Consider the following 19,103-nt stretch of genomic DNA (forward strand, 5'->3'; position numbering starts at 1 on the left):
CCACACCGAACCAGCAGGCCAGCACGTCGTGAGTAGTGCCATGGCGCAGACTCACCAACGTGGCCAGCAGCCGGTCGACGAAGACGAGCCTGTGCTTCGCCCCGGCACCTACAGCCCGCTGCCGCGATCGAGCCGTGAGCCGGGCCTGATGCTGCTCGTGCCACAACGGCCCGACCTCGGCGATCAGTTCACCGATCACATCCGACGACAGCCCAGTGATCCGGTACTCCGCCACGATCAACTCACGCGCCCCAGCCCCCACCATGCACAGCTCAACGAGCCACCTGGGGGCTGAGCCACGGCCAACCATGCACGAGGTCGTTAGGCAGGGGCAAGCTCCGTGACCTTGAAGCTGATGATCTGGATGAGTGGTTGGAAGCTGAGGCAGAGGTTCTCGCGACCAAGTCTTTGCAGATGGTGCACTCGATCCTCCGACGGTCGATCAGTCATGCTCAGAGAAGGGGCAGGGCGGTCCGAAACGTCGCTGAGCTGGTCGACGTACCAGAGGGGAGGCCAGGGCGCCCGAGCAAATCCCTCTCCTTGAAGCAGGGTGAGGCGGTCCTTCGCGCAAAGGAAGGCACTTGGATCCACGCCTACGTGGTCCTTTCGCTGCTCGTGGGAGTCAGGCCGGAGGAAGCACGCCCCCTGACCTGGTCGCATGTCCACCTGACACCCTCACGAGGGGAGAAGCCGCACGTGGACGTGTGGCGTTCGGTACGGCGGCATGGCGACACGAAGACTCGGAAGAGCAGGCGCTCGCTGGCCATGCCAAGGCAAACCGTCGTCGTCGTGAAGGAGCACAAGCGTCGCGAGCAGGCCGCGTGCCGCGCGGCCGGCAAGGAGTGGTCCGATGAGCGGCTGCTCTTCCCCACGGAGACCGGTGAGCTCCGGAGCGCCCTGAACGTCCGGCGGAACTTCAGGAGTCTCCTCAAGGAGGCCGGTTTCGAGAATCCGGAGGAGTGGACGTCACGTGAGCTGCGAACCAGCTTCGTGTCGGTGCTGTCGGACCACGGGATCCCGATCGAAGTCATCTCACGTCTCGTTGGACACAATGGCAGTGGAACGACTGAGAGGGTCTACCGGAAGCAGCTGCGCCCTGTCATCTCCGAGGGCGCAGAAGCGATGGATGACATCTTTGGGGACGATGACGACGCGGCTGAAGATGGCTCTCGTGAAGAAGCCTGATTGTGCGGTCATGGCTCCCCATTTGGCTCCTCAAGGCTAGAAGAGTCCCCAAAGGCCAGCCTCTGAACTGCGGAAATGGCGTTCCGAGGGGCCTTTGGCCTCTTACGGTCGCCTTAAGGGAGTGCTCAGGCGGAGATCAGGTAGGTACCGTTCCTGGCATGACCGTTGAGGGGATCCGGCCCGCCGTCGCCGCCGACGTACCGGCAGTCAAAGCCGTCACCGATGCCGCCTACCACCACTACATCGAGCGGATCGGCAGGGTGCCGCAGCCCATGGAGAGGGACCACGCGGCCAACGTGGCCGAGGGGAAGGTGTTCGTCACGGAGGAGCCCGGCACGGGGCGCGTGGTCGGGCTCGTCGTGGTCGAGGCGTACGAGGACCACCTGTACCTCGACAACATCGCCGTCCACCCCGAGGCCCAGGGGCAGGGCGTGGGGCGACGGCTGCTGCACTTCGTGGACGCACACGCGCGTGCGCGGGGCCTGACCGAGGTCAGGCTCTACACGAACGCGCTGATGTGGGAGAACCAGAAGATCTACCCGAAGTACGGGTACGAGGTCGTCGAGCGTCGCGTGGACGGGCCGTACGACCGCATCCACTACCGCAAGCGGCTCACCTGACGCGTCTCCGTTTTTTATGACCGGAAGGGCGTCTCAGCCGTCCGGCCACCAGGTTCGTGCGATGTCCTTGCGGACCTCGGGTCGTCCCGAGGGGCGCTCGTCGGCCTCCTCCCGGACCCGACGGGCATCCGACTTCCGCTTCAGGGGCTTCTGCACGGTCACACGGCGCATGGCTGCCTCCTTCGGGGTCCACCGAATTCCTCGTTCATGTGGAGGTAGACCCTTTCGGGGAGAGTTGCTCATCGCCGCAGGTCCTGTCAGTGGCGGCAGTCACGATTCGACTGTCAGTGGCGGGTGTCACTCTTGGCCCCATGACGAACATGACGAACGGTGAAGGCCCCGTCACCGGGGCGAACACGGACACGGGCACGGACTGGGACGCGGCGGCCGCCTCCTTCGACGACGAGCCGGACCACGGCCTGCGCGACCCCGAGGTAAGCCAGGCCTGGGCCTCCCGGCTGCGGTCCTGGCTGCCCGAGCGTGCGTCCGACCTCCTCGACCTCGGCTGCGGCACCGGCAGCCTGTCGCTCCTCGCGGCCGAGCAGGGACACCGGGTCACGGGGGTGGATCGGTCCCCGGCGATGGTGGACCTCGCCCGCGCCAAGCTCGCCGGGCGTGACGCGGCGTTCCTCGTCGGTGACGCGGCGGTGCCGCCGGTGGGGGAGGAGCGGTTCGACGTCGTGCTCGTACGGCATGTGCTGTGGACGCTGCCCGACCCCGCGCGCGTGCTGCGGCACTGGGCGGGGCTGCTGCGACCCGGCGGAAGGCTGGTGCTGGTCGAGGGCGTGTGGGGGACGATCAGCCCCGTCGGCATTCCGGCGGACCGGCTCACCGGCCTTCTCGCCCCGCTCGTCGGGCACGTGCGCGTGGAGCAGCTGTCGGACGACGACCGGCTGTGGGGGAAGGCCGTGCACGACGAGCGGTATGCCCTGGTGGCGAGGGTCTAGGCCAGCAGTGACTCCAGGCCGCCCTCGACGGTCGCGTACGCCTGCAGTTCGTCAAGGGCCGCCACCGCCGCCGTGGCCGCCTCGGGGTCCGTCTGCGTCAGGCCGCTCTCGGCGAACTCGTCCTCGTCCAGTCGGCGTATGTCCGTGCCGTCGGCGGAGCGCCACAGGTCCAGGTCGAGGTCCTCGACGACCAGCTCGGTGCCGGACAGCGTGGCCGGGCGGGTGATGTCGCAGTACCAGCCCTTGAGGGCGCCCGCTGCGTCGCGGACCTCCTTCACGGCGTACCAGCGGTCGCGCCAGTAGTACTCGGTGAAGACGTCGCCCGGCTCGAAGCGCACGAAGCCGAAGTCGCGGACTCCGGCACCGGACCAGGGGGCGCGAACGGCGATGCGGGTGCCGTCGTCGGTGAGCAGCTCGGCCGCGTAACGGATCTTCGTACGGCCGGACTTGACCAGGACCACGTCCAGCAGGCGGGCCTGGTCAGCCGAGTTCGCGGACATAGCGGACCTCCGTCGCGCAGATCTCGTACCCGAACCACTTGTTGATCGCGAGCATCGGGTCGTTGCCGGTGTCGTTGCCCGTGAACGCCTCCGTGAGACCGGCGGCACGGGCGCGGTGCAGGGAGTCGTTCTTGGCGAGCTTGGCCAGGCCCCGGCCGCGGAAGGCTCGGGCGGTGCCGGTCATGGCGGAGGTGTACCGGGTGCCGCCGTCCGTGCGGGCCAGGCTGAAGGCGGCGGGACGGCCGTCGACGACGGCGACCGAGGTCAGCTCGTGGTTGAGGAGGGGGTGGTTCCAGGTCTCCTCAAGCCAGGCCTCGTAGTCCGTGAACTCGTAGGCGACGTCGCTCGGTTCGTCCGATGCCGTCTCCGCGTCCAGCTCGAACAGCGGGCGCGGATCGTCCGCGAAGTCGGCCGCCGTGCGCAGTTCGACACCTGGGGGCGGGGCCTGGAGCGCGGGCAGCGTGCCGTTCGCCAGGTCCAGGCGGAGGAAGTGCGCCGAGCGGCCCTCGCGGTAGCCGTGCCGTTCGGCGAAGGCGCGGTTGCCCGGTGCGTCGAGGATCCAGGCGAACAGCCTGGTCGCACCCCGCTCGGCCAGGTACTCCTCGGCGGTGCGGACCAGCAGCGTGCCCGCGCCGCGGCGGGTGCGCTCCGGGTGGACGTACACGTTGACGTACCCCTGGCCGGGCTCCGGGCTGTCATGGACGAGCCCGACCTGTGCCGTGCCGATCACCTCGTCGTTCTCCTCCGCGACGAGCGGCCGGTAGTGGGCGTCGGGGTGGATGTGGGTGACGTCGTAGGCGATGGAGTCCGGGGTCACCACGAAGAAAGGGAGGGCGAGGTGGCGGACGCGGGCGAAGCCCTCGACGTCGGCTCGGACCTCGGCACGGAGAGGGCGCACGTTCATAGTCATCACGGCGCACGCTACGGGGGCCGGGCGCGGGGATGCCTCTCATTTTCCGAGGGGTTGCGGGACAATCGCTGCGTGACCTTGAAGATCCACATCGACGACAGTGCCGCGCCGTACGAGCAGGTGCGGGCGCAGATCTCCGAGCAGGCGCGGGCGGGGGTGCTTCCGGTCGGGTACCGGCTGCCGACCGTGCGAGGGCTCGCGGAGTCGCTGGGGCTGGCGGCCAACACGGTCGCCAAGGCCTACCGGGCGCTGGAGAGCGACGGGGTGATCGAGACGCGGGGGCGCAACGGCACGTTCGTGGCCGCCGCCGGCTCGGCCGCGGAGCGTCAGTTGGCCTCGGCCGCGCAGGACTACGCGGGGCGGGCCCGGCGGCTGGGGCTGGACGAGGAGGCGGCGCTCGCCGCTGTGCGGGATGCCCTGCGGGCGGCTTACGGGGAGTAGGGCGTTGTAAGGGCCTGACGGGGGTCTGTTCACAGGCTCCGAGCGCGGGACCGGGGTCAGGAACGCACCAGGTGCTCCGGGGTTCGGGTCGGCCCGAGCCCCGCCGTCTCCGCCGCCCGCGCGAAGGTCATCGCGTCCTCCACCGCCGCCCCCGTCGGATCGTTGTTGAAGTACGCGTAGACGTCCTCGTCGTCGGAGAAGCCGTCCGCGATGCGGTGGGCCCAGGTGTCCAGCGACCGTCGGCCGTAGTGCGGCCAGCGTTGCGCGCGGCCCTCGTGGAAGCGCACGTAGCCCCAGCCGGTGGTGCGCCACAGCGGGGTCACGGGGCGGGACTCGACGTCGGCCCAGCACAGGGCCGCGCCCCGGGACTCCAGGACCTCGCGGACCTCCGGCGTCCACCAGCTGTCGTGTCTGGGTTCGACGGCGATCCGCGTGTGCGGGGGGAAGCACGCCAGGCAGGCGTCCAGCAGTTCGGTGTCCGCCCGCAGGGTGGGCGGCAACTGGAGGAGGACCGGGCCCAGGCGGGCGCCCAGGCCCTCCGCGTGGGTCATCAGGCGGGTCACCGGCTCCTCGGGATCCCGTAGCCGCTTGATGTGGGTCAGGTAGCGGCTCGCCTTCACCGCGACCACGAAGTCCCCCGGCACCCGGTCGCGCCATGCCTCGAAGTTCTCCCGGGTCGGCAGGCGGTAGAAGGCGTTGTTGATCTCGACCGTGGCGAAGTGCGCCGTGTACTCCTCCAGCCACAGCCGCATGGGCACGTCGGCCGGGTACAGCACATCCCGCCAGTCCCTGTACTGCCACCCCGACGTACCCACGAACAGGGTCATACGTCCATCAAAGCACTACAGATACAGCCCCGCGTCCGCCCCGTCCCGCGGATCCGGCACCGACGTCGGGGACGTGCCCCGCTTCAGCGCGTACAGCTCCGCCAGCGTGGCGCCCTCCCGGCCGATGCCCTCCTCGGCCCCCAGCCAGCTCACCGCCTCGCGGCGCGTCAACGGCCCCACCTCGATACGGGCCAGACAGCGGCCGGGGCGGACGACGGCCGGGTGCAGGCGCTCCAGGTCCTCGTTGGTCGTCACGCCGACCAGGACGTTGCGGCCCTGGCCCAGCAGACCGTCGGTCAGGTTCAGCAACCGCGACAGCGCCTGGCCCGCCGTGTGCTTCGCCTCGCCGCGGATCAGCTCGTCGCAGTCCTCCAGGAGCAGCAGCCGCCAGCGGCCCTTGCCCGTCGAGTCCTCCTCGCCGATCGCGATGTCCATCAGATAGCCGACGTCGGAGAACAGCCTCTCCGGGTCCAGTACGCAGTCCACCTGGCACCAGTCCCGCCACGAGCGGGCCAGCGTCCGCAGCGCCGACGTCTTGCCGGTGCCGGGTGGGCCGTGCAGCAGGAGCAGGCGGCCCGCGATGTCCTCCGGGGTCGTCTTCATCAGGCGGTCCATCGCGTCCGCGACCGGCGCGGTGTAGTTGTCCCGCACCTCGTCCCAGGTGCCCGCCGAGATCTGCCGGGTCGTGCGGTGCGGGCCGCGCCTGGGGGAGACGTACCAGAACCCCATGGTCACGTTCTCCGGCTGCGGCTCGGGCTCGTCCGCAGCGCCGTCCGTCGCCTCGCCCAGCACCCGCTCCGCCAGTTCCTCGCTGGTCGCGGTCACCGTGACGTCGGCGCCCCGGTTCCAGCGGGAGATCAGCAGGGTCCAGCCGTCGCCCTCCGCCAGCGTCGCGCTGCGGTCGTCGTCGCGGGCGGCGCGCAGCACACGGGCGCCCGGCGGCAGGAGGGTCGCCCCGGACCGTACCCGGTCGATGTTCACCGCGTGCGAGTACGGCTGCTCGCCCGTCGCGAAGCGGCCGAGGAACAGCGCGTCGACGACGTCGGACGGCGAGTCGCTGTCGTCGACGTTGAGCCGGATCGGCAGAGCGTCGTGTGGGTTCGCAGACATGCGGCCATGATCCGGCACGCGACGCCCCCGTGCACCCGGTTTCCGTGGCACGTCCCGCCAACGGTGCATGTCCGGGGCATCCGTCGTATTCCCTCCGTCTCCCTGCCGTCCCGCCGCCGTATCCCCTCTGTCCTGTTACGAGACTGTGTAGCGCCGAAAGCTGCCCCAGCGACCGGCACCCCCGTTACCGTTGTCCTTGATGGGACGTCATGGGTGGAATTCGGGGGCACGGCGGTGGCGGCTCACCGCGCTGCTCGGTGTGGGCGTGGTGGCTCTGGCCCTGGTGGTGACCCTCCTCAACACGCTTCCGGGCAACGGCGTGAACACCGACGGCACCACACGCGACGGCGACAAGGCGCACGGCACTCCGACCGCCACGCCGGACGCGACGAATCCGGAGGTGGGCTGGGGGTTCACGCACACCCAGCACAGCGCCGACGAGGGCGCCGCGGCGGCCGTGAAGCGCGTCGAGGGGCGGCTCGCGGACGCCGGGGGACTGCCGCAGATCCAGCACATCATGGGCTGGGGCGCCGACAACCCCGAGCCGGTCGAGGGGCGTTACGACTTCGAGGCGATGGACCGCCGGATCGACTTCGTCCGCGCCTCCGGCAGCACCCCGGTCGTCACCCTGTGCTGCGCCCCCGACTGGATGAAGGGCGGGAAGGCCGGCGTCGACAACACCAACTGGAGCCAGGCCGCCCTGGAGACGGCACCCGAGCCCGAGCACTTCGACGACTTCGCCGCGCTCGCGGTCACCGTCGCCAAGCGCTACCCGGACGTACGCCACTTCATCGTCTGGAACGAGTTCAAGGGCTTCTGGAACGACGCCGAGGGCCGCTGGGACTACGAGGGCTACACACGGCTCTACAACCTCGTCTACAAGGCGTTGAAGAAGGTCAACCCGGAGATCATGGTCGGCGGGCCCTACCTCGTGATGGACAGTGTCGACCCGCGCGCGGAGGAAGCCTCGACGGCCCTCAAGGGCTCCTGGGGCGCCATGGATCAGCGCACGATCGACGCCTTCGCGTACTGGAACGAGCACCGGACCGGCGCCGACTTCGTCGTCGTGGACGGCTCCAGCTACACCCGGGACGACGAGCTGCTGCCCGACGAGTTCACGGCCACCGACAAGTTCACGGCGGTGAGCCGGTGGGTGCGCGAGCAGACCGGAGACCTGCCGCTGTGGTGGGCCGAGTACTACGTCGAGCCCGCCGACGGCAACGACGACCGCAAGGGCTGGTCCGAGGCCCGCCGGGTAGCCGTCCAGGCCGCCGGAATGATCGCGCTGGCCAAGGGCGGCGCCTCCTCCGCCTTCTACTGGAACCCGGAGGAGGAGGAGGGCACCGAATGCGCCGGCTGTCTGTGGACGCCGACCGACGGCGCGGGCGGCGGGGAGAAGCTGCCGATGTACGACCTGCTCGCCCGGTTCGGCAAGGAGTTCCGGCCGGGGACCGAGTACACGAAGGTGTCCGTGGACAAGGCCGACGTCCGGGTCCTGGCCACGGACAAGGTGGTCCTGGCCGTGAACACCCTCGACCGGCAGACCAGCGCGAAGATCGACGGCAAGGAGGTCGAGCTGCAGGCGTACGAGGTGAGGTGGCTCAAGCGCTGAGCCACCTCACCTCCCCAGACCCCTACTTGATCGTCAGGAACCGCTGCACCAGCGAGGCCAGCAACACCGCCAGCAGCGGCAGCGAGAACCAGAAGCTGCTCTGCAACCAGCGCAGTTGCCGCACGCTCGGTGCCATCGCCACCCGCACGATCTCGCGCGCCATCAGCAGCACGATCAGCGCCAACGCCGCGAGCCCGCCGACCACCGACCACGGCGTCCAGGTCACCTGCGGCCCGATGGGACCGGGGTCGGCCTTCGGGATCTCGCCCGTCGGCTGCTTGCGCAGCGCGTACATCGTCACGTCGGCGTTGACGAAGACCTTCTTCAGCTCCTGCCGCTTGTCCAGGTTCTGGATCAGCCGCGACTCCCAGGTCGCCGAGTAGCCGACGTCCAGCCGGAGATAGGTCACCTGGCTGCGGTTGATCATCAGATACGAGTTCGGGCCGGCGTCCTTGAGCGCCTTCACCAGCCCCGACACCAGCACCGGGTCGGGCGGCGCCAGCGTGGGCACGTACGCCACCTTCTCCATGTCCTTCGCGCCCCACGGCATCGACGGCGTCACGACATTGACGGGGTCGTCGCTCAGCCACAGCAGCCTGAGGCTCGGATCGTCATGGGCGTACACGTAGTCCATGGCGGCGACCTCGCCGGGCCGCACCCGCTCGAACGGCTCGTTGCCCCAACGGGCCACCAGGAAGCCGCCCATGAGCACCAGGCCCGCCATGAGCGCGGCCAGCGGGGCGAGGCTCACCCGGTCCTTGTCGCGCTCCTTGGCGGTGACGCCGGTGCGCGGGAAGAAGGCGAGTCCGGTGAGCAGGGCCGCGCCGGGCAGGGCGAACATGAAGACGCGCAGCGCCATCTCACCGCCGTACGACTGCATGCCGAAGCCCAGGAACGGCACGAAGGTGAGGACGAGCAGCGAGCGCTCCCGGTAGTGGTGGAAGCGTCGGCGCCACCAGCCCCAGCAGGCGAAGGCCATCACACCGCCGGCCAGCAGCACGCGCGCGTAGAGGACGAGCTTGTGGGTCGAACTGCCGCCCTCGATCCGGCCGGAGACGGACGACGACACATTGCTGCCGACGCCGCCGACACCGCCGAAGAGTTCGTCGAAGTGCCCTGACCAGTACGGCTCCGCCAGGAAGCCGATCCAGACCGTGACCATCACGCCGAACAGGATGGGCAGACCCCGCAGTTCTGACCTGCCGATCAGGACGAGCGCCGTCAGCACGCCCAGCATCACGAACGGCGTGAGCTGGTGGGCCGGGACGCTCGCCGCGAACAGCCCGATCACGACCATCAGCAGTACGGCCCGCTGCCGCCGATCCGTCGGTTCGACCTCGACCTCACCGGGCCGCCGCTTCGTCCAGATCACGCGCGGCGCGCGGAACCAGACCAGCAGGATTGCCGCGAAGACCAGGTACAGCAGATAGGTGAAGCCCTGCGGCGAGAAGTAGTCCTGGCCCACCCAGCCGCTGAGCACGAAGACCCAGATGCCGGTCCACTTGGCGCGCCAGCTCGCCCGCATCGAGCGCACCAGCAGGAACATCGGCACCAGGTAGAGGAGTTGCATGGCCAGCGGCCACCAGCGGATGACCTCGGTGAAGTCGCCGACCCCGCAGGCCTTCGCGACGAAGGCGGCCGCCGCGAAGAATCCGGGCCAGCTCCAGCGCGCGTCCAGGTCGGGCACGGCCGACCCGGTGCGGTCGATGTAGTCGAGGAAGCCGAGGTGCTGCCAGGCCGTCGCGAACCTCGGCTCGGTCTCGATCAGCGCGGGCAGGGCGTGCAGCGACACGACCGTCGCGAGCAGGGTGACCAGCAGCAGCGCCTTGTGCTCGCGCCCCAGCCACAGCAGCGAGGCGAACACCACCGCCAGCAGCGCGGCCCCGACCAGCGTCGGCATCGGCAGCACGGAGACCAGCCCGAGCCCGCCCATCCCGTCCAGGTCGGCTTCGCCGAGCCGCAACGCGGGCACCCAGTACAGCAGCAGCGCGGCGATCAGCAGACAGCCGAGGACCACCCCGAGCCGGGTGGGCAGCAGTCGCTCACGCCAGGTCGGCGCGGGTGCCTGCGGCTGTCGTACGGGATCTTCGGGCATGGGCGGCTCTTCCCGTACGGCTGTCTCCTGCCGTACGACGGCCTCCTCGGGCTCCTCCGGTGCGGCCTCCTCGTCCCGGCCCGCGTCGAAGTCCGCCTCGAACGGGGCGTCCACCTCGGCGGGGCCCATCGAGGCCTCCGAGCCCGGTTCACTCCCCCACTCTCGAATTCGCTCGAGCGGGGGGACCCCCATCTCGACCGGCAGCCCGACCTCCGGCTTGCGGGCCCAGGTCGGCCGGTGTTCCGGGCGTACCGGTGGCGTACCCGTGGGCGGCGTGCCCGGGCCCGGGCGGACGTCCGGCCGGCGTTCCAGGTGGTCGAAGTCGACGTGGACGCCGAGCGCGAGGGTGTCGGTGTCGAGCGCCCAGCCCGGCATGCGCTTGCGCGCCCCCTCGGGTGCCTCGCGCGCCCCCAGGTCGGCGAGGTCACCGTCGGGGGCCGCGTCCTCGGGGACCTCGGCCGAGGTCGCACGCGCCGTCCGGTACAGCTTCGGCGCGGCGATCGTGACGATCACCGCGAGGGAGACGATCTCGGCGACGCCCGCGCCGGTCAGGCCCATGCGGGGGAGCAGCAGCAGCGTCAGACCGAGCACCAGGGCGCACAACAGGCCCTGCAGCCAGGCCAGTCCGGCGGTACGGCTCTGTGCGCGCAGCACCGCGAAGTACGTCTCCATGACGACCCGCAGCAGCGCGCCGACGGCGAACCAGCGCAGCAGCGGGGTCGCCGCGTCCGCGTAACCCTGGCCGAAGACGCCCAGGATCCAGGGCGCCCCGAAGAACAGGATCGCGGCGACCGGCACCATGATCCGCGCCATGCGCCTGAGCGCCGCCCGGGTGTTGGCGGCCAGTCGCCCCGGGTCGTGCGAGCCCTCGACCGTGAGGGAGGCGCCCATGTTGATGGCGAGCAGATTGACCGTGCCGCCGATCGTGGCCGTGATGTAGAAGTACGCGTTGTCCTCGGCGGAGACCTGCGCGGCCACGATCACCGGGATCAGATAGACCACGGCGAGCGAGAACAGCGAGCCGGTGTAGTCGCCCGCCAGGAACCTTCCGATCTCCTTCAGGGACGGCGGACGGCCGTTGTCCTCGGTCGCCTTCACATGGCGCGGCACCAGGCGCCGGAACACCAGCCAGCCCAGCGGCAGCACCGACACCGCGATCGCGGCGACCCACGACACGAACACACCGGCGGTGGGGATCGCCACCGCGAACGCCACCAGCAGACCCAGCTTCACCGCGGAGAACACGGTGTTGCCGACCGGCACCCACACCGCGCTGCGCAGCCCGGTCAGCACGCCGTCCTGGAGCGTGAGCAGGTTCCAGGCGATGACGGCCACGATGAAGAAGAGCCCGCCCGCCGCCCCGTTGAGGAACCGGTACGACGGCCCCCACAGATCCAGCGTCAGCAGGAAGGCGCCGGCGGCCAGCGCCACCACCACACAACTGCCCGCGTACGTCCGGAAGATCAGCCGGCCGCTGTTGCGCCCCGCCACCGGTATGAAGCGGGCCAGCGCGCCCGTCAGCGTCACCGCGGTCAGACCGGCGAGGAACTTCATCGCGGCGATCGCGGCGGAGCCCTGGCCGACCGCGGCCTCGGAGTAGTAGCGGGCCGCGGCCAGCCAGAACCCGAGCCCCAGCACGGCGGAGATGCCCGTGTTGATCATCAGGGCGTAGGCGTTGCGGAACAGCTGACTGCCCCCGGAGGGCCCGCCCAGGCCGGGCAGGCGTAGCCGGCGCCCCGACTGCTGGGGCGCCGTCGCGTCGGTCGATGCGGGCTCGGTCGTGGTCGTCGTGTCAGACACGGGAACGGATGGCCTTCCGGCGGACCTGTCGGGCTCTGCGGACCACGGCGTACCCCTTGGTGAGGGCGCGGTCCCGGGCGAAGGCGCGGGCGACGGCACGGCCCTCGACCATCCGCCCGAACTCCTCGATGCCGGTGGTGCGGCGCACGGTCAGCCGGGTGAGGGCGTACGGCCCCTGCCGGCGTCGCGCGAGGCCGTTGTTGACGGCGAGCGCCTGGGCGTACCCGGTCTCCCGCACCGCCTCGCGCACCCGGCGGCTGGAGTAGCCGTACGGATAGGCGAACGAGGCCGGGACGGTGCCGAGCTGGTCCGAGACGATCTCCTTGCAGAGGATCAGCTCGGAGCGCAGCCTGTCGTCCGTGAGCTGGTCCAGCTGCGGATGCGTGTGGCTGTGGCCGCCGATCTCGACGTCCGCCTCGGCCAGTTCGCGGACCTGGTCCCAGTCGAGCATGGTGTCCAGGCCGCCGCCCATGTCGTGCGGGCCCTTCAGCCAGCCCGTGGAGACGAACACGGTGGCCGCGAAGCCGTGCTTGGCGAGCACGGGCAGGGCGTGCCGGTGCACGCCCTCGTAGCCGTCGTCGAAGGTGATCAGCACGGGCCGCTCCGGCAGCGGCTTGCCGGAGCGCCACCGGGCCGCGAGGTCCGCCGTCCGGACCGGAGTCAGGCCCAGGTCCCCGATCAGCGCCATCTGCTCCGTGAACGCCTCCGGCGCCACCGACAGGTCGCGGGTGGCGTCGCTCGGCGAGGTGGAGACGGCGTGGTACATGAGAATTGGCACGCGCGCGCCGGTCATCTGCGACCCCCTTCGCCGCCCGGTGCCCCCTTGCTGCCCGGTTCGCTGTCGATCCCCGCCACCGAGTACGTGGCGCCGCCCCGGCGTGCCCGGACACTCCCGACCACGTAGCCACCGGCCGCGGTGAACACCCCGGCGACGATCGCGCCCGCCCGCCCCGCACCGCCCGGCCGGGCCAGCAGCGCGTCCCGCAGCCCGCGTGCCACGCCGGCCGGGAGCACCCGGGTGGTGTACCGGCGCTCCGACTCAAGTCCCTTGTCGGCGCCGACACTTCGGGCCACCAGGGCCTTCGACAGGCCCTCGGCGTAGGTGCGCGTGCGGAAGTACCGGAAGTGCTCGCGCGGTCCGGGGACCCGGTGATGGATCACCGCCCGGTCGTCGATCAGCAGGACCGCGTCGGGCCTGGCCCGGGTGAGCCGGATGCACAGCTCCGTCTCCTCGCAGCCCAGCGGCAGCCGGTCGCCGTCGCGCCCGATGCCGCTGGCGAAGCCGCCCGCGAAGTCGAACGCCGTACGCCGGAAGGACGCGTTGCCGCCAAGGACGTTGCGCACCCGGACCCGGCCGCGCGGCAGGCCCCGGTAGGTGCAGCCCACGACCCAGTCGAACTCCTCCGGGAACCAGTCCGGGCGCCTCCCCGACGCCCAGATCGGCTCGGTGCGCCCGCCGACGGCCATGACGCGCGGGTCGGCGTACCCCGCCGCGAAGTGCTTCAGCCAGTCGCGCTCGGCCACGGCGTCGTCGTCGAGGAACGCGATCACCTCGCCGTACGAGGCGGCGATACCGGTGTTGCGGCCGGCGGACAGGCCGCGAGGGCCCGCGTTCGCGAGCACCCGTACATCGGTCGCTTCCTTGTACTCCTTGGTCAGCCGGTCCAGGAGCGCCTCGTTGTGGTCGACGACCAGCAGCGTCTCCAGGGCCGGATACGCCTGCGCCCGCACCGAGGAGACCGCCGCGAGGATGTCCTCCCAGCGGTCCTCGGTGTACACGCAGATCACGACGGAGATGTCGGGACCGCTCAAGACGCCTCTCCCCGGACCGAGGGAACCGAGGGAACCGAACGGACCGACGGCACCGAGTCGAGCATCGGAGAGTGCGCCGCGGCACTGCGGCGGCGCAGGGCACGCCGGTTGGAGCGCTCCCGGAGGATCACCTTGAGCACCCTCAGCCCGTCCCGCACGGCCCGCAGATTGCTGGTGCCGTGGATGCGGAGGTACTCGTGGCTGGGTATCTCCTGCACCTTCAGCCCCGCCTTGACGACCCGGATGTTCATCAGGGTCTCCACCTCGAAGCCGGTGCAGTCGAGGTCGATCTTGTCCAGGCAGTGCCGCCAGAACGCGTTGTATCCGTAGCAGAGATCGGTGTAGCGGGCGCCGAACTTGCGGTTGACGGCCGTGCACAGCGCCCAGTTGCCGAGCTTGCGGATCGGCGTCATGTCGTCGGTGCCGCCGCCGTTGGCGAAGCGGGACCCCTTGGCGAAGTCCGCGCCCGAGACCAGGGCGGAGACATACGACAGGATCTCGTTGCCGTCGGCCGAGCCGTCCGCGTCGACCATCACGATGATGTCGCCGGTGGCCGCTTCGAACCCGGTGATCAGGGCATCCCCCTTGCCCTTGCCGCGCTGCCGCACGACCTTCACATCGGGCCACAGCTCACGGGCCACTTCGACGGTGTCGTCCGTGGAGTTGCCGTCCACCAGGACCACTTCGTGTATCCAGTCCGGCAGTGTCTTGAAGACGTACGGAAGGTTCTCGGCCTCGTTCATGGCCGGGATCACCACGCTCACCGGCGGCGCGATGGCCAGGTGAGTGGAGACGGGCCGGTACTTGCCGACCGGTGACGGATCTTGGTCCGCGACCGCAGGGCGCAGAACAGAACTCATGAGTCAGGTCCCTCTCGTCCGGTGGACCGCCCGCCCCTGGGCGGCCCGGCATTGTGTCCGGTTCGAAAGGGGGGTTCTTCTCACTCACGGCACGGACGACCGACTCTCCGTGCACGTGTGGTGAGCTGGCATATCGGGCCGGCCATCGAAGAAGCGGCAGCCGGTCGCGCGGCACGACTCGGTCAAAAGTGCGGACACCTTCACCGAGCACCCCCCTACCGCGCCCCGCGCCCGAACCGTCGCGGCACTTGAGCCCTCCCCTAGAGCCGCTAGCCGACAGTCCGATGCGAGTGAGATGTACGACGGTATTGATGAATGAGCCTGTATGGCAAGAGCTGGAACGAGCCCTCACGTTTTTGTTGGTTTTGACCGTACTTACGTACGTCCCGAACGGATCTTCCCCATACGTTTCAGGAGCCGGTCAGCCGGTTCGAACAGCTCCGGCCGTGCCTGCACGGTGTTGCGCAGCGCCCGGACCGGGGCACGGCGTGCCCGGTGTCCGAACGCGACCGGGTGACGTCGGGTCACCCATCCCTCGGACACCGTCAGCTCACGTGTCTTCAGGGAGTCCTTGTACTCCTTCTGGCCCCGGCCGAGATCGAGATAGGCGATGCCGTCGGCGGCTGCCGCCTCGGCCATGCGCAGATGCAGGACCAGTCCCGGCGAGTACTTCGAGAAGGCCGGGTCGTAGGCCGGGAACCAGCAGGCCAGCACGCGCTCCGAGCGCAGCCCGAAGTGCGCGGCGATCGGCTTGTCGTTCGTGTACAGCACCGACAGGATCCCCGCGAACGGCTCGAAGCGGGTGTGGAACAGCCGGTCCACCAGCCGGGTGATCCACTCGTGGGCGAACCGGTCGCTGCGTCCGGTCCTGCGGTACTGCGCGGACTTCCAGGCCATCAGCGTGCGCAGGGCGGCCGGATCGCGCTCGTCGTGCACATACCGCACGCCGTCGTGGTCCCGGCCCAGCTTGCGCTCCTTGGCGAGCGTGGACTTGGTGAACTTCGGTGCCTGCGCGCGGAGTTGGGCCAGATACGCGTCGTACCCCTGGTCGACGTCCATGACCGGGGACGGGTAGCTGCCGGACGCCTCCGCCGCGAACGCCGCCTGGCCCTCCACCAGGTGGTCGAACTCCCAGACGGCGAGCCCGCACGCCTTCAGCAACTCCCGGGCGTCCCAGGTGAACCCGGGCCGGTGCACCACCCCCTGGGCGTCCGAGACGCCGAGGCCGATGGCCCGGCCGACACCGGACGCCGTCCGCTGGAACGGGAAGAACGCGGCCGGCTCGCCGCGCTCCCGCACGACCGCGATCCGCACCCCGCGCCGGCAGCGGCCGATCGCGAGGGCGAACTCGGGGGAGAGGAACGGGTTGCCCAGCTCGGGCGAACCCTGGAGATGGGCCTTGGACTGCATCGATGTCCACGCCGCCCGGTCGGCGGAGCCGAGCTCGCCGGGGCGGTACACGCTGATGTCCACGTCAGTCAGTCCGCCTTCGCGTCGTACGGCCGTGCAGCCGCCGCACCAGAACCAGCAGGAGCATGAGGGCGCTGATCGCGGTCACGGCCACGATCCCGCCAGGTATCGACCACCGGTGCACGGCCAGCATGCCCTGGGTCACCAGCATGTTGACGACGACCGCGCCCGCAACCGAGGCGATGACACGGCCGAAGGGTTCCAGCCCGCGCAGCGCGGCGGCGATCGCCCCGGCCGGTGCCGCGAGCAGGAAGAACAGCGTGAAGGGGCCGCGCAGCGGCGAGCCCGAGTCGACGAGCGCGAGGACCGCGCCGATTCCCCCCACAGCCGTCGCGGCACCCGCGAGCAGCGGCGTCAGGTCCCTCCCCGGCCCTGGTCGCGCCCGCTCGGTGTCCTGAGCCTCGGCTCTGGATGAAGCTGTCTTGATACGTAAGGTCTGCATTGGCGACTTTGCCCCCCGAAGCGCCGGATGCCGGGCTTCAATGTGACTCAGCTCTCCGGGGGCCGTCAAGACGTTCCCCCGGAGACGGCGGGCGTCTCCGGGGGAACGGTGGATCACTTCGTGCGGTGCGGTGTTACGGGACGAGCTTCAGGAGCCTGTTGGGGGAACCGCTGCCCGGGCTGGTGACCACGCTGGTGGTGGCACCGGAGGTCAGCGCCGAGGCGACCGCGGCCGGGGTGGCCGAGGTGTGGCTCGCCAGGTAGACCGCGGCCGCGCCCGCGACGTGCGGGGTCGCCATCGACGTACCGGAGATGGTGTTCGTCGCGGTGTCGCTGGTGTACCAGCCGGCCGTGATCGAGGAGCCCGGCGCGAAGATGTCCAGGACCGAGCCGTAGTTGGAGTAGCTGGCGCGGGCGTCCGAGCTGGTGGTGGCGCCGACCGTGATCGCCGTCGAGACGCGGGCGGGGGAGTACGAGGAGGCGTTGGCGCTGCTGTTGCCGGCCGCGACCGCGTAGGTCACACCGCTGGCGATCGAGTTGGCGACCGCCGTGTCCAGCGAGGTGGAGGCGCCGCCGCCGAGCGACATGTTGGCGACCGAGGGACCGGAGTGGTTGTTGGTCACCCAGTCGATGCCCGCGATCACGCCCGCGGTGGTGCCGGAGCCCGAGTTGTCGAGCACGCGCACCGCCACGATCTTCGCCTTCTTGGCGACGCCGTAGGTCGAGCCCGCGATGGTGGTGGCCACGTGGGTGCCGTGGCCGTTGCCGTCGGAGGCGGTGGTGTCGCCGTCGACGGCGTCGTAGCCGTAGGTGGCCCGACCGCTGATCTGCTGGTGCGTGATGCGCACGCCGGTGTCGATGACGTACGCCGTCACGCCGGTGCCCGCGCTGTCCGGGTAGGTGTAGGTGCCGGACAGCGGAAGCGCGGCCTGGTCGATGCGGTCCAGGCCCCAGGGGGCGCTGGTCTGCGTGGTGTCGGCCAGCTGGACGCGCTGGTTCTGCTCGACGGACGCCACGGCCGGGTCGGCCGCGAGTCTCCTGGCCTCGGCCGCGGAGAGGGTGGCGGAGTAGCCGTTCAGCGCCTTGGTGAAGGTCTTCTTCACCGTGCCGCCGTACTCCTCGACGACGTCCTTGCCCGCGGCCGAGGACGCCTTGAGGCCCGCGCTCTTCTTGAGCGTGACGATGTAGCTGTCCTTGATCGCCGTGGCGGAGCCGGCGGCCAGGACCTTGCCCTCGGCCGGGGCGGCCTGGGCGGGGAGTGCGGTGAGTCCGCCGACGAGGGCGGCGGTCGCCAGGCTGGTTATCGCGGCGAACCGGACCTTCTTGCTACGCAGTTGTGCCATTACGAGGGAGTCCTCCTCTAGGCGGCGCGCGCCCTGGTGGGGTGCGCGTCTGTGGGGGGTGCGCGCGTGATCGCGGGCACGACCTCGGAACGTCGCGTTCCCGTTTCCAAAGCCGAGGTAAAGGATCTGTGGTCCTGGCGTGACCGACAAGGGAGTTGACGATCTGTCAACGACCATGTCATGAACACGCAACAAAACCCACAGTGAACCCACAGGGTGAGCGACGCGATGCCCTGAAAATTCTTGGCATGGACACTTCCTGTCAACACGCGTAGTTGGTACGACGGTTATGGCAGAGATCCTGCTATAGGGAGGTTCCATGAGACGTTCCCGACTTTCCGCATACGTCGCCTCACTCCTCCTCGCCGTCGGCACCGCCCTCACCGGGGCCGGTGCCGCGCAGGCCGCCGAAACCGCCGCCACCGGCGGCTATGTGGCCCTCGGCGACTCCTACTCCTCCGGCCTCGGCGCGGGCAGCTACATCGCCTCCAGCGGCGACTGCGCACGCAGCACCAGGGCGTACCCGTACCTGTGGGCCGCCGCGAACTCACCCTCGTCGTTCGACTTCACGGCCTGCTCGGGCGCTCGAACGGGTGATGTGACCGCCGGTCAGCTCGGCCCGCTCAGCTCCACCACCGCACTGGTGTCCATCTCGATCGGCGGCAACGACGCGGGCTTCGCCGACATCATGACGACGTGTGTGCTGCAGGGCGACAGCGCCTGCGTCTCACGCATCAACACCGCCAAGGCGTTCGTCGACTCGACGCTGCCCGGCCGGCTCGACACCGTCTACTCGGCCATCCGCGCCAAGGCACCGTCCGCCCATGTGGTCGTACTCGGCTACCCCCGCTTCTACAAGCTGGGCGCGTCCGGGTGCGTCGGCCTGTCCGAGACCAAGCGAAGGGCGCTCAACGACGCGGCCGACTACATCGACGCCGCGACCGAGAAGCGCGCCCTGGACCACGGCTTCACCTTCGCCGACGTGCGACCCGCCTTCACCGGGCACGAGATCTGCTCCGGCAGCTCGTGGATGCACGCCGTGAACTGGCTCAACATCTCGGAGTCGTACCACCCGACGGCCGCGGGCCAGTCGGGTGGTTATCTGCCGGTACTGGATGCCGCGGCCTGAA

At 70.2% G+C, this 19,103-nt stretch carries 19 protein-coding genes; 6 read left to right on the plus strand and 13 right to left on the minus strand.

Annotation, left to right across the window (positions count from 1 at the left end):
* Positions 1-235 (minus strand): transposase family protein (locus BLU79_RS40120; RefSeq protein WP_371132031.1); only part of this gene is annotated, 235 nt, incomplete at its 3' end.
* Between the two features lie 137 nt (positions 236-372).
* Here BLU79_RS40120 and xerC point away from each other — a divergent pair.
* A complete protein-coding gene (gene xerC / locus BLU79_RS40125; RefSeq protein ID WP_256333639.1) occupies positions 373-1,185 on the plus strand; it encodes a site-specific integrase in 813 nt (270 codons plus the stop codon).
* A 158-nt stretch (positions 1,186-1,343) separates the two neighbouring features.
* Positions 1,344-1,805 carry a GNAT family N-acetyltransferase gene (locus BLU79_RS40130; RefSeq protein WP_093910978.1) on the plus strand — a complete coding sequence of 154 codons (462 nt, stop codon included), beginning with the start codon at positions 1,344-1,346 and terminating at the stop codon, positions 1,803-1,805.
* A 33-nt stretch (positions 1,806-1,838) separates the two neighbouring features.
* Here the strand turns inward: BLU79_RS40130 and BLU79_RS40135 are convergent, their stop codons facing one another.
* A complete protein-coding gene (locus tag BLU79_RS40135; RefSeq protein ID WP_093910979.1) occupies positions 1,839-1,976 on the minus strand; it encodes a hypothetical protein in 138 nt (45 codons plus the stop codon).
* A gap of 149 nt (positions 1,977-2,125) precedes the next feature.
* On the opposite strand from BLU79_RS40135, the gene BLU79_RS40140 reads away from it, so the two are divergent.
* A complete protein-coding gene (locus BLU79_RS40140; protein ID WP_093911087.1) occupies positions 2,126-2,752 on the plus strand; it encodes a class I SAM-dependent methyltransferase in 627 nt (208 codons plus the stop codon).
* Here BLU79_RS40140 and BLU79_RS40145 read toward each other — a convergent pair.
* Both BLU79_RS40145 and BLU79_RS40150 read right to left on the minus strand, forming a co-directional pair.
* Entirely contained in the window at positions 2,749-3,252 is a 504-nt protein-coding gene (locus tag BLU79_RS40145) for a ribonuclease FAU-1 family protein (RefSeq protein ID WP_093910980.1), read from the minus strand. The genes BLU79_RS40140 and BLU79_RS40145 overlap by 4 nt on opposite strands.
* Complete coding sequence (locus BLU79_RS40150) at positions 3,233-4,162, minus strand: GNAT family N-acetyltransferase (RefSeq protein WP_093910981.1); 930 nt, start codon at positions 4,160-4,162, stop codon at positions 3,233-3,235. The genes BLU79_RS40145 and BLU79_RS40150 overlap by 20 nt, the downstream gene beginning before the upstream one ends.
* A 72-nt stretch (positions 4,163-4,234) precedes the next feature.
* Here BLU79_RS40150 and BLU79_RS40155 point away from each other — a divergent pair, with 72 nt between their 5' ends.
* Positions 4,235-4,603, plus strand: a complete 369-nt coding sequence (locus tag BLU79_RS40155) for a GntR family transcriptional regulator (protein WP_093910982.1) — start codon at positions 4,235-4,237, stop codon at positions 4,601-4,603.
* Between the two features lie 56 nt (positions 4,604-4,659).
* Here BLU79_RS40155 and BLU79_RS40160 read toward each other — a convergent pair whose 3' ends face one another.
* On the minus strand, positions 4,660-5,430 hold the full coding sequence (locus BLU79_RS40160; RefSeq protein ID WP_093910983.1) for a DUF72 domain-containing protein: 771 nt from the start codon (positions 5,428-5,430) through the stop codon (positions 4,660-4,662).
* Between the two features lie 15 nt (positions 5,431-5,445).
* Complete coding sequence (locus BLU79_RS40165) at positions 5,446-6,540, minus strand: DUF5925 domain-containing protein (RefSeq protein WP_093910984.1); 1,095 nt, start codon at positions 6,538-6,540, stop codon at positions 5,446-5,448.
* Between the two features lie 199 nt (positions 6,541-6,739).
* Between BLU79_RS40165 and BLU79_RS40170 the strand changes: the two genes are divergently transcribed.
* Complete coding sequence (locus tag BLU79_RS40170; protein WP_093910985.1) at positions 6,740-8,152, plus strand: GH39 family glycosyl hydrolase; 1,413 nt, start codon at positions 6,740-6,742, stop codon at positions 8,150-8,152.
* Between the two features lie 22 nt (positions 8,153-8,174).
* On the opposite strand, the gene BLU79_RS40175 is transcribed toward BLU79_RS40170, so the two are convergent.
* The 7 genes from BLU79_RS40175 to BLU79_RS40205 form a co-directional block, all read right to left on the minus strand.
* Positions 8,175-12,047, minus strand: coding sequence for a lipopolysaccharide biosynthesis protein (locus BLU79_RS40175; protein ID WP_093910986.1), 3,873 nt, complete (start codon positions 12,045-12,047; stop codon positions 8,175-8,177).
* Positions 12,040-12,840 (minus strand): polysaccharide deacetylase family protein, encoded by an 801-nt coding sequence (locus BLU79_RS40180; RefSeq protein WP_177001358.1) that lies wholly within the window; start codon positions 12,838-12,840, stop codon positions 12,040-12,042. Before BLU79_RS40180 ends, BLU79_RS40175 begins: the two co-directional genes overlap by 8 nt.
* Positions 12,837-13,859, minus strand: coding sequence for a glycosyltransferase family 2 protein (locus BLU79_RS40185; protein WP_093910987.1), 1,023 nt, complete (start codon positions 13,857-13,859; stop codon positions 12,837-12,839). Before BLU79_RS40185 ends, BLU79_RS40180 begins: the two co-directional genes overlap by 4 nt.
* A complete protein-coding gene (locus BLU79_RS40190) occupies positions 13,856-14,719 on the minus strand; it encodes a glycosyltransferase family 2 protein (RefSeq protein ID WP_093910988.1) in 864 nt (287 codons plus the stop codon). Before BLU79_RS40190 ends, BLU79_RS40185 begins: the two co-directional genes overlap by 4 nt.
* A 375-nt stretch (positions 14,720-15,094) precedes the next feature.
* Positions 15,095-16,192: a GNAT family N-acetyltransferase gene (locus tag BLU79_RS40195; RefSeq protein ID WP_093910989.1), complete on the minus strand. Its 1,098-nt coding sequence runs from the start codon at positions 16,190-16,192 to the stop codon at positions 15,095-15,097.
* Between the two features lies 1 nt (position 16,193).
* On the minus strand, positions 16,194-16,631 hold the full coding sequence (locus tag BLU79_RS40200) for a hypothetical protein (RefSeq protein WP_256333640.1): 438 nt from the start codon (positions 16,629-16,631) through the stop codon (positions 16,194-16,196).
* Between the two features lie 133 nt (positions 16,632-16,764).
* The gene (locus BLU79_RS40205; RefSeq protein ID WP_093910991.1) at positions 16,765-17,973 is read right to left on the minus strand and encodes a S8 family peptidase; all 1,209 of its coding nucleotides are present in this window, start codon (positions 17,971-17,973) and stop codon (positions 16,765-16,767) included.
* Positions 17,974-18,292: 319 nt separating this feature from the next.
* Between BLU79_RS40205 and BLU79_RS40210 the strand changes: the two genes are divergently transcribed.
* On the plus strand, positions 18,293-19,102 hold the full coding sequence (locus BLU79_RS40210) for an SGNH/GDSL hydrolase family protein (RefSeq protein ID WP_093910992.1): 810 nt from the start codon (positions 18,293-18,295) through the stop codon (positions 19,100-19,102).
* The last annotated feature ends 1 nt before the right edge of the window (position 19,103 follow it).

The sequence above is a fragment of the Streptomyces sp. cf386 genome (assembly GCF_900103585.1).
GTDB lineage: Bacteria > Actinomycetota > Actinomycetes > Streptomycetales > Streptomycetaceae > Streptomyces.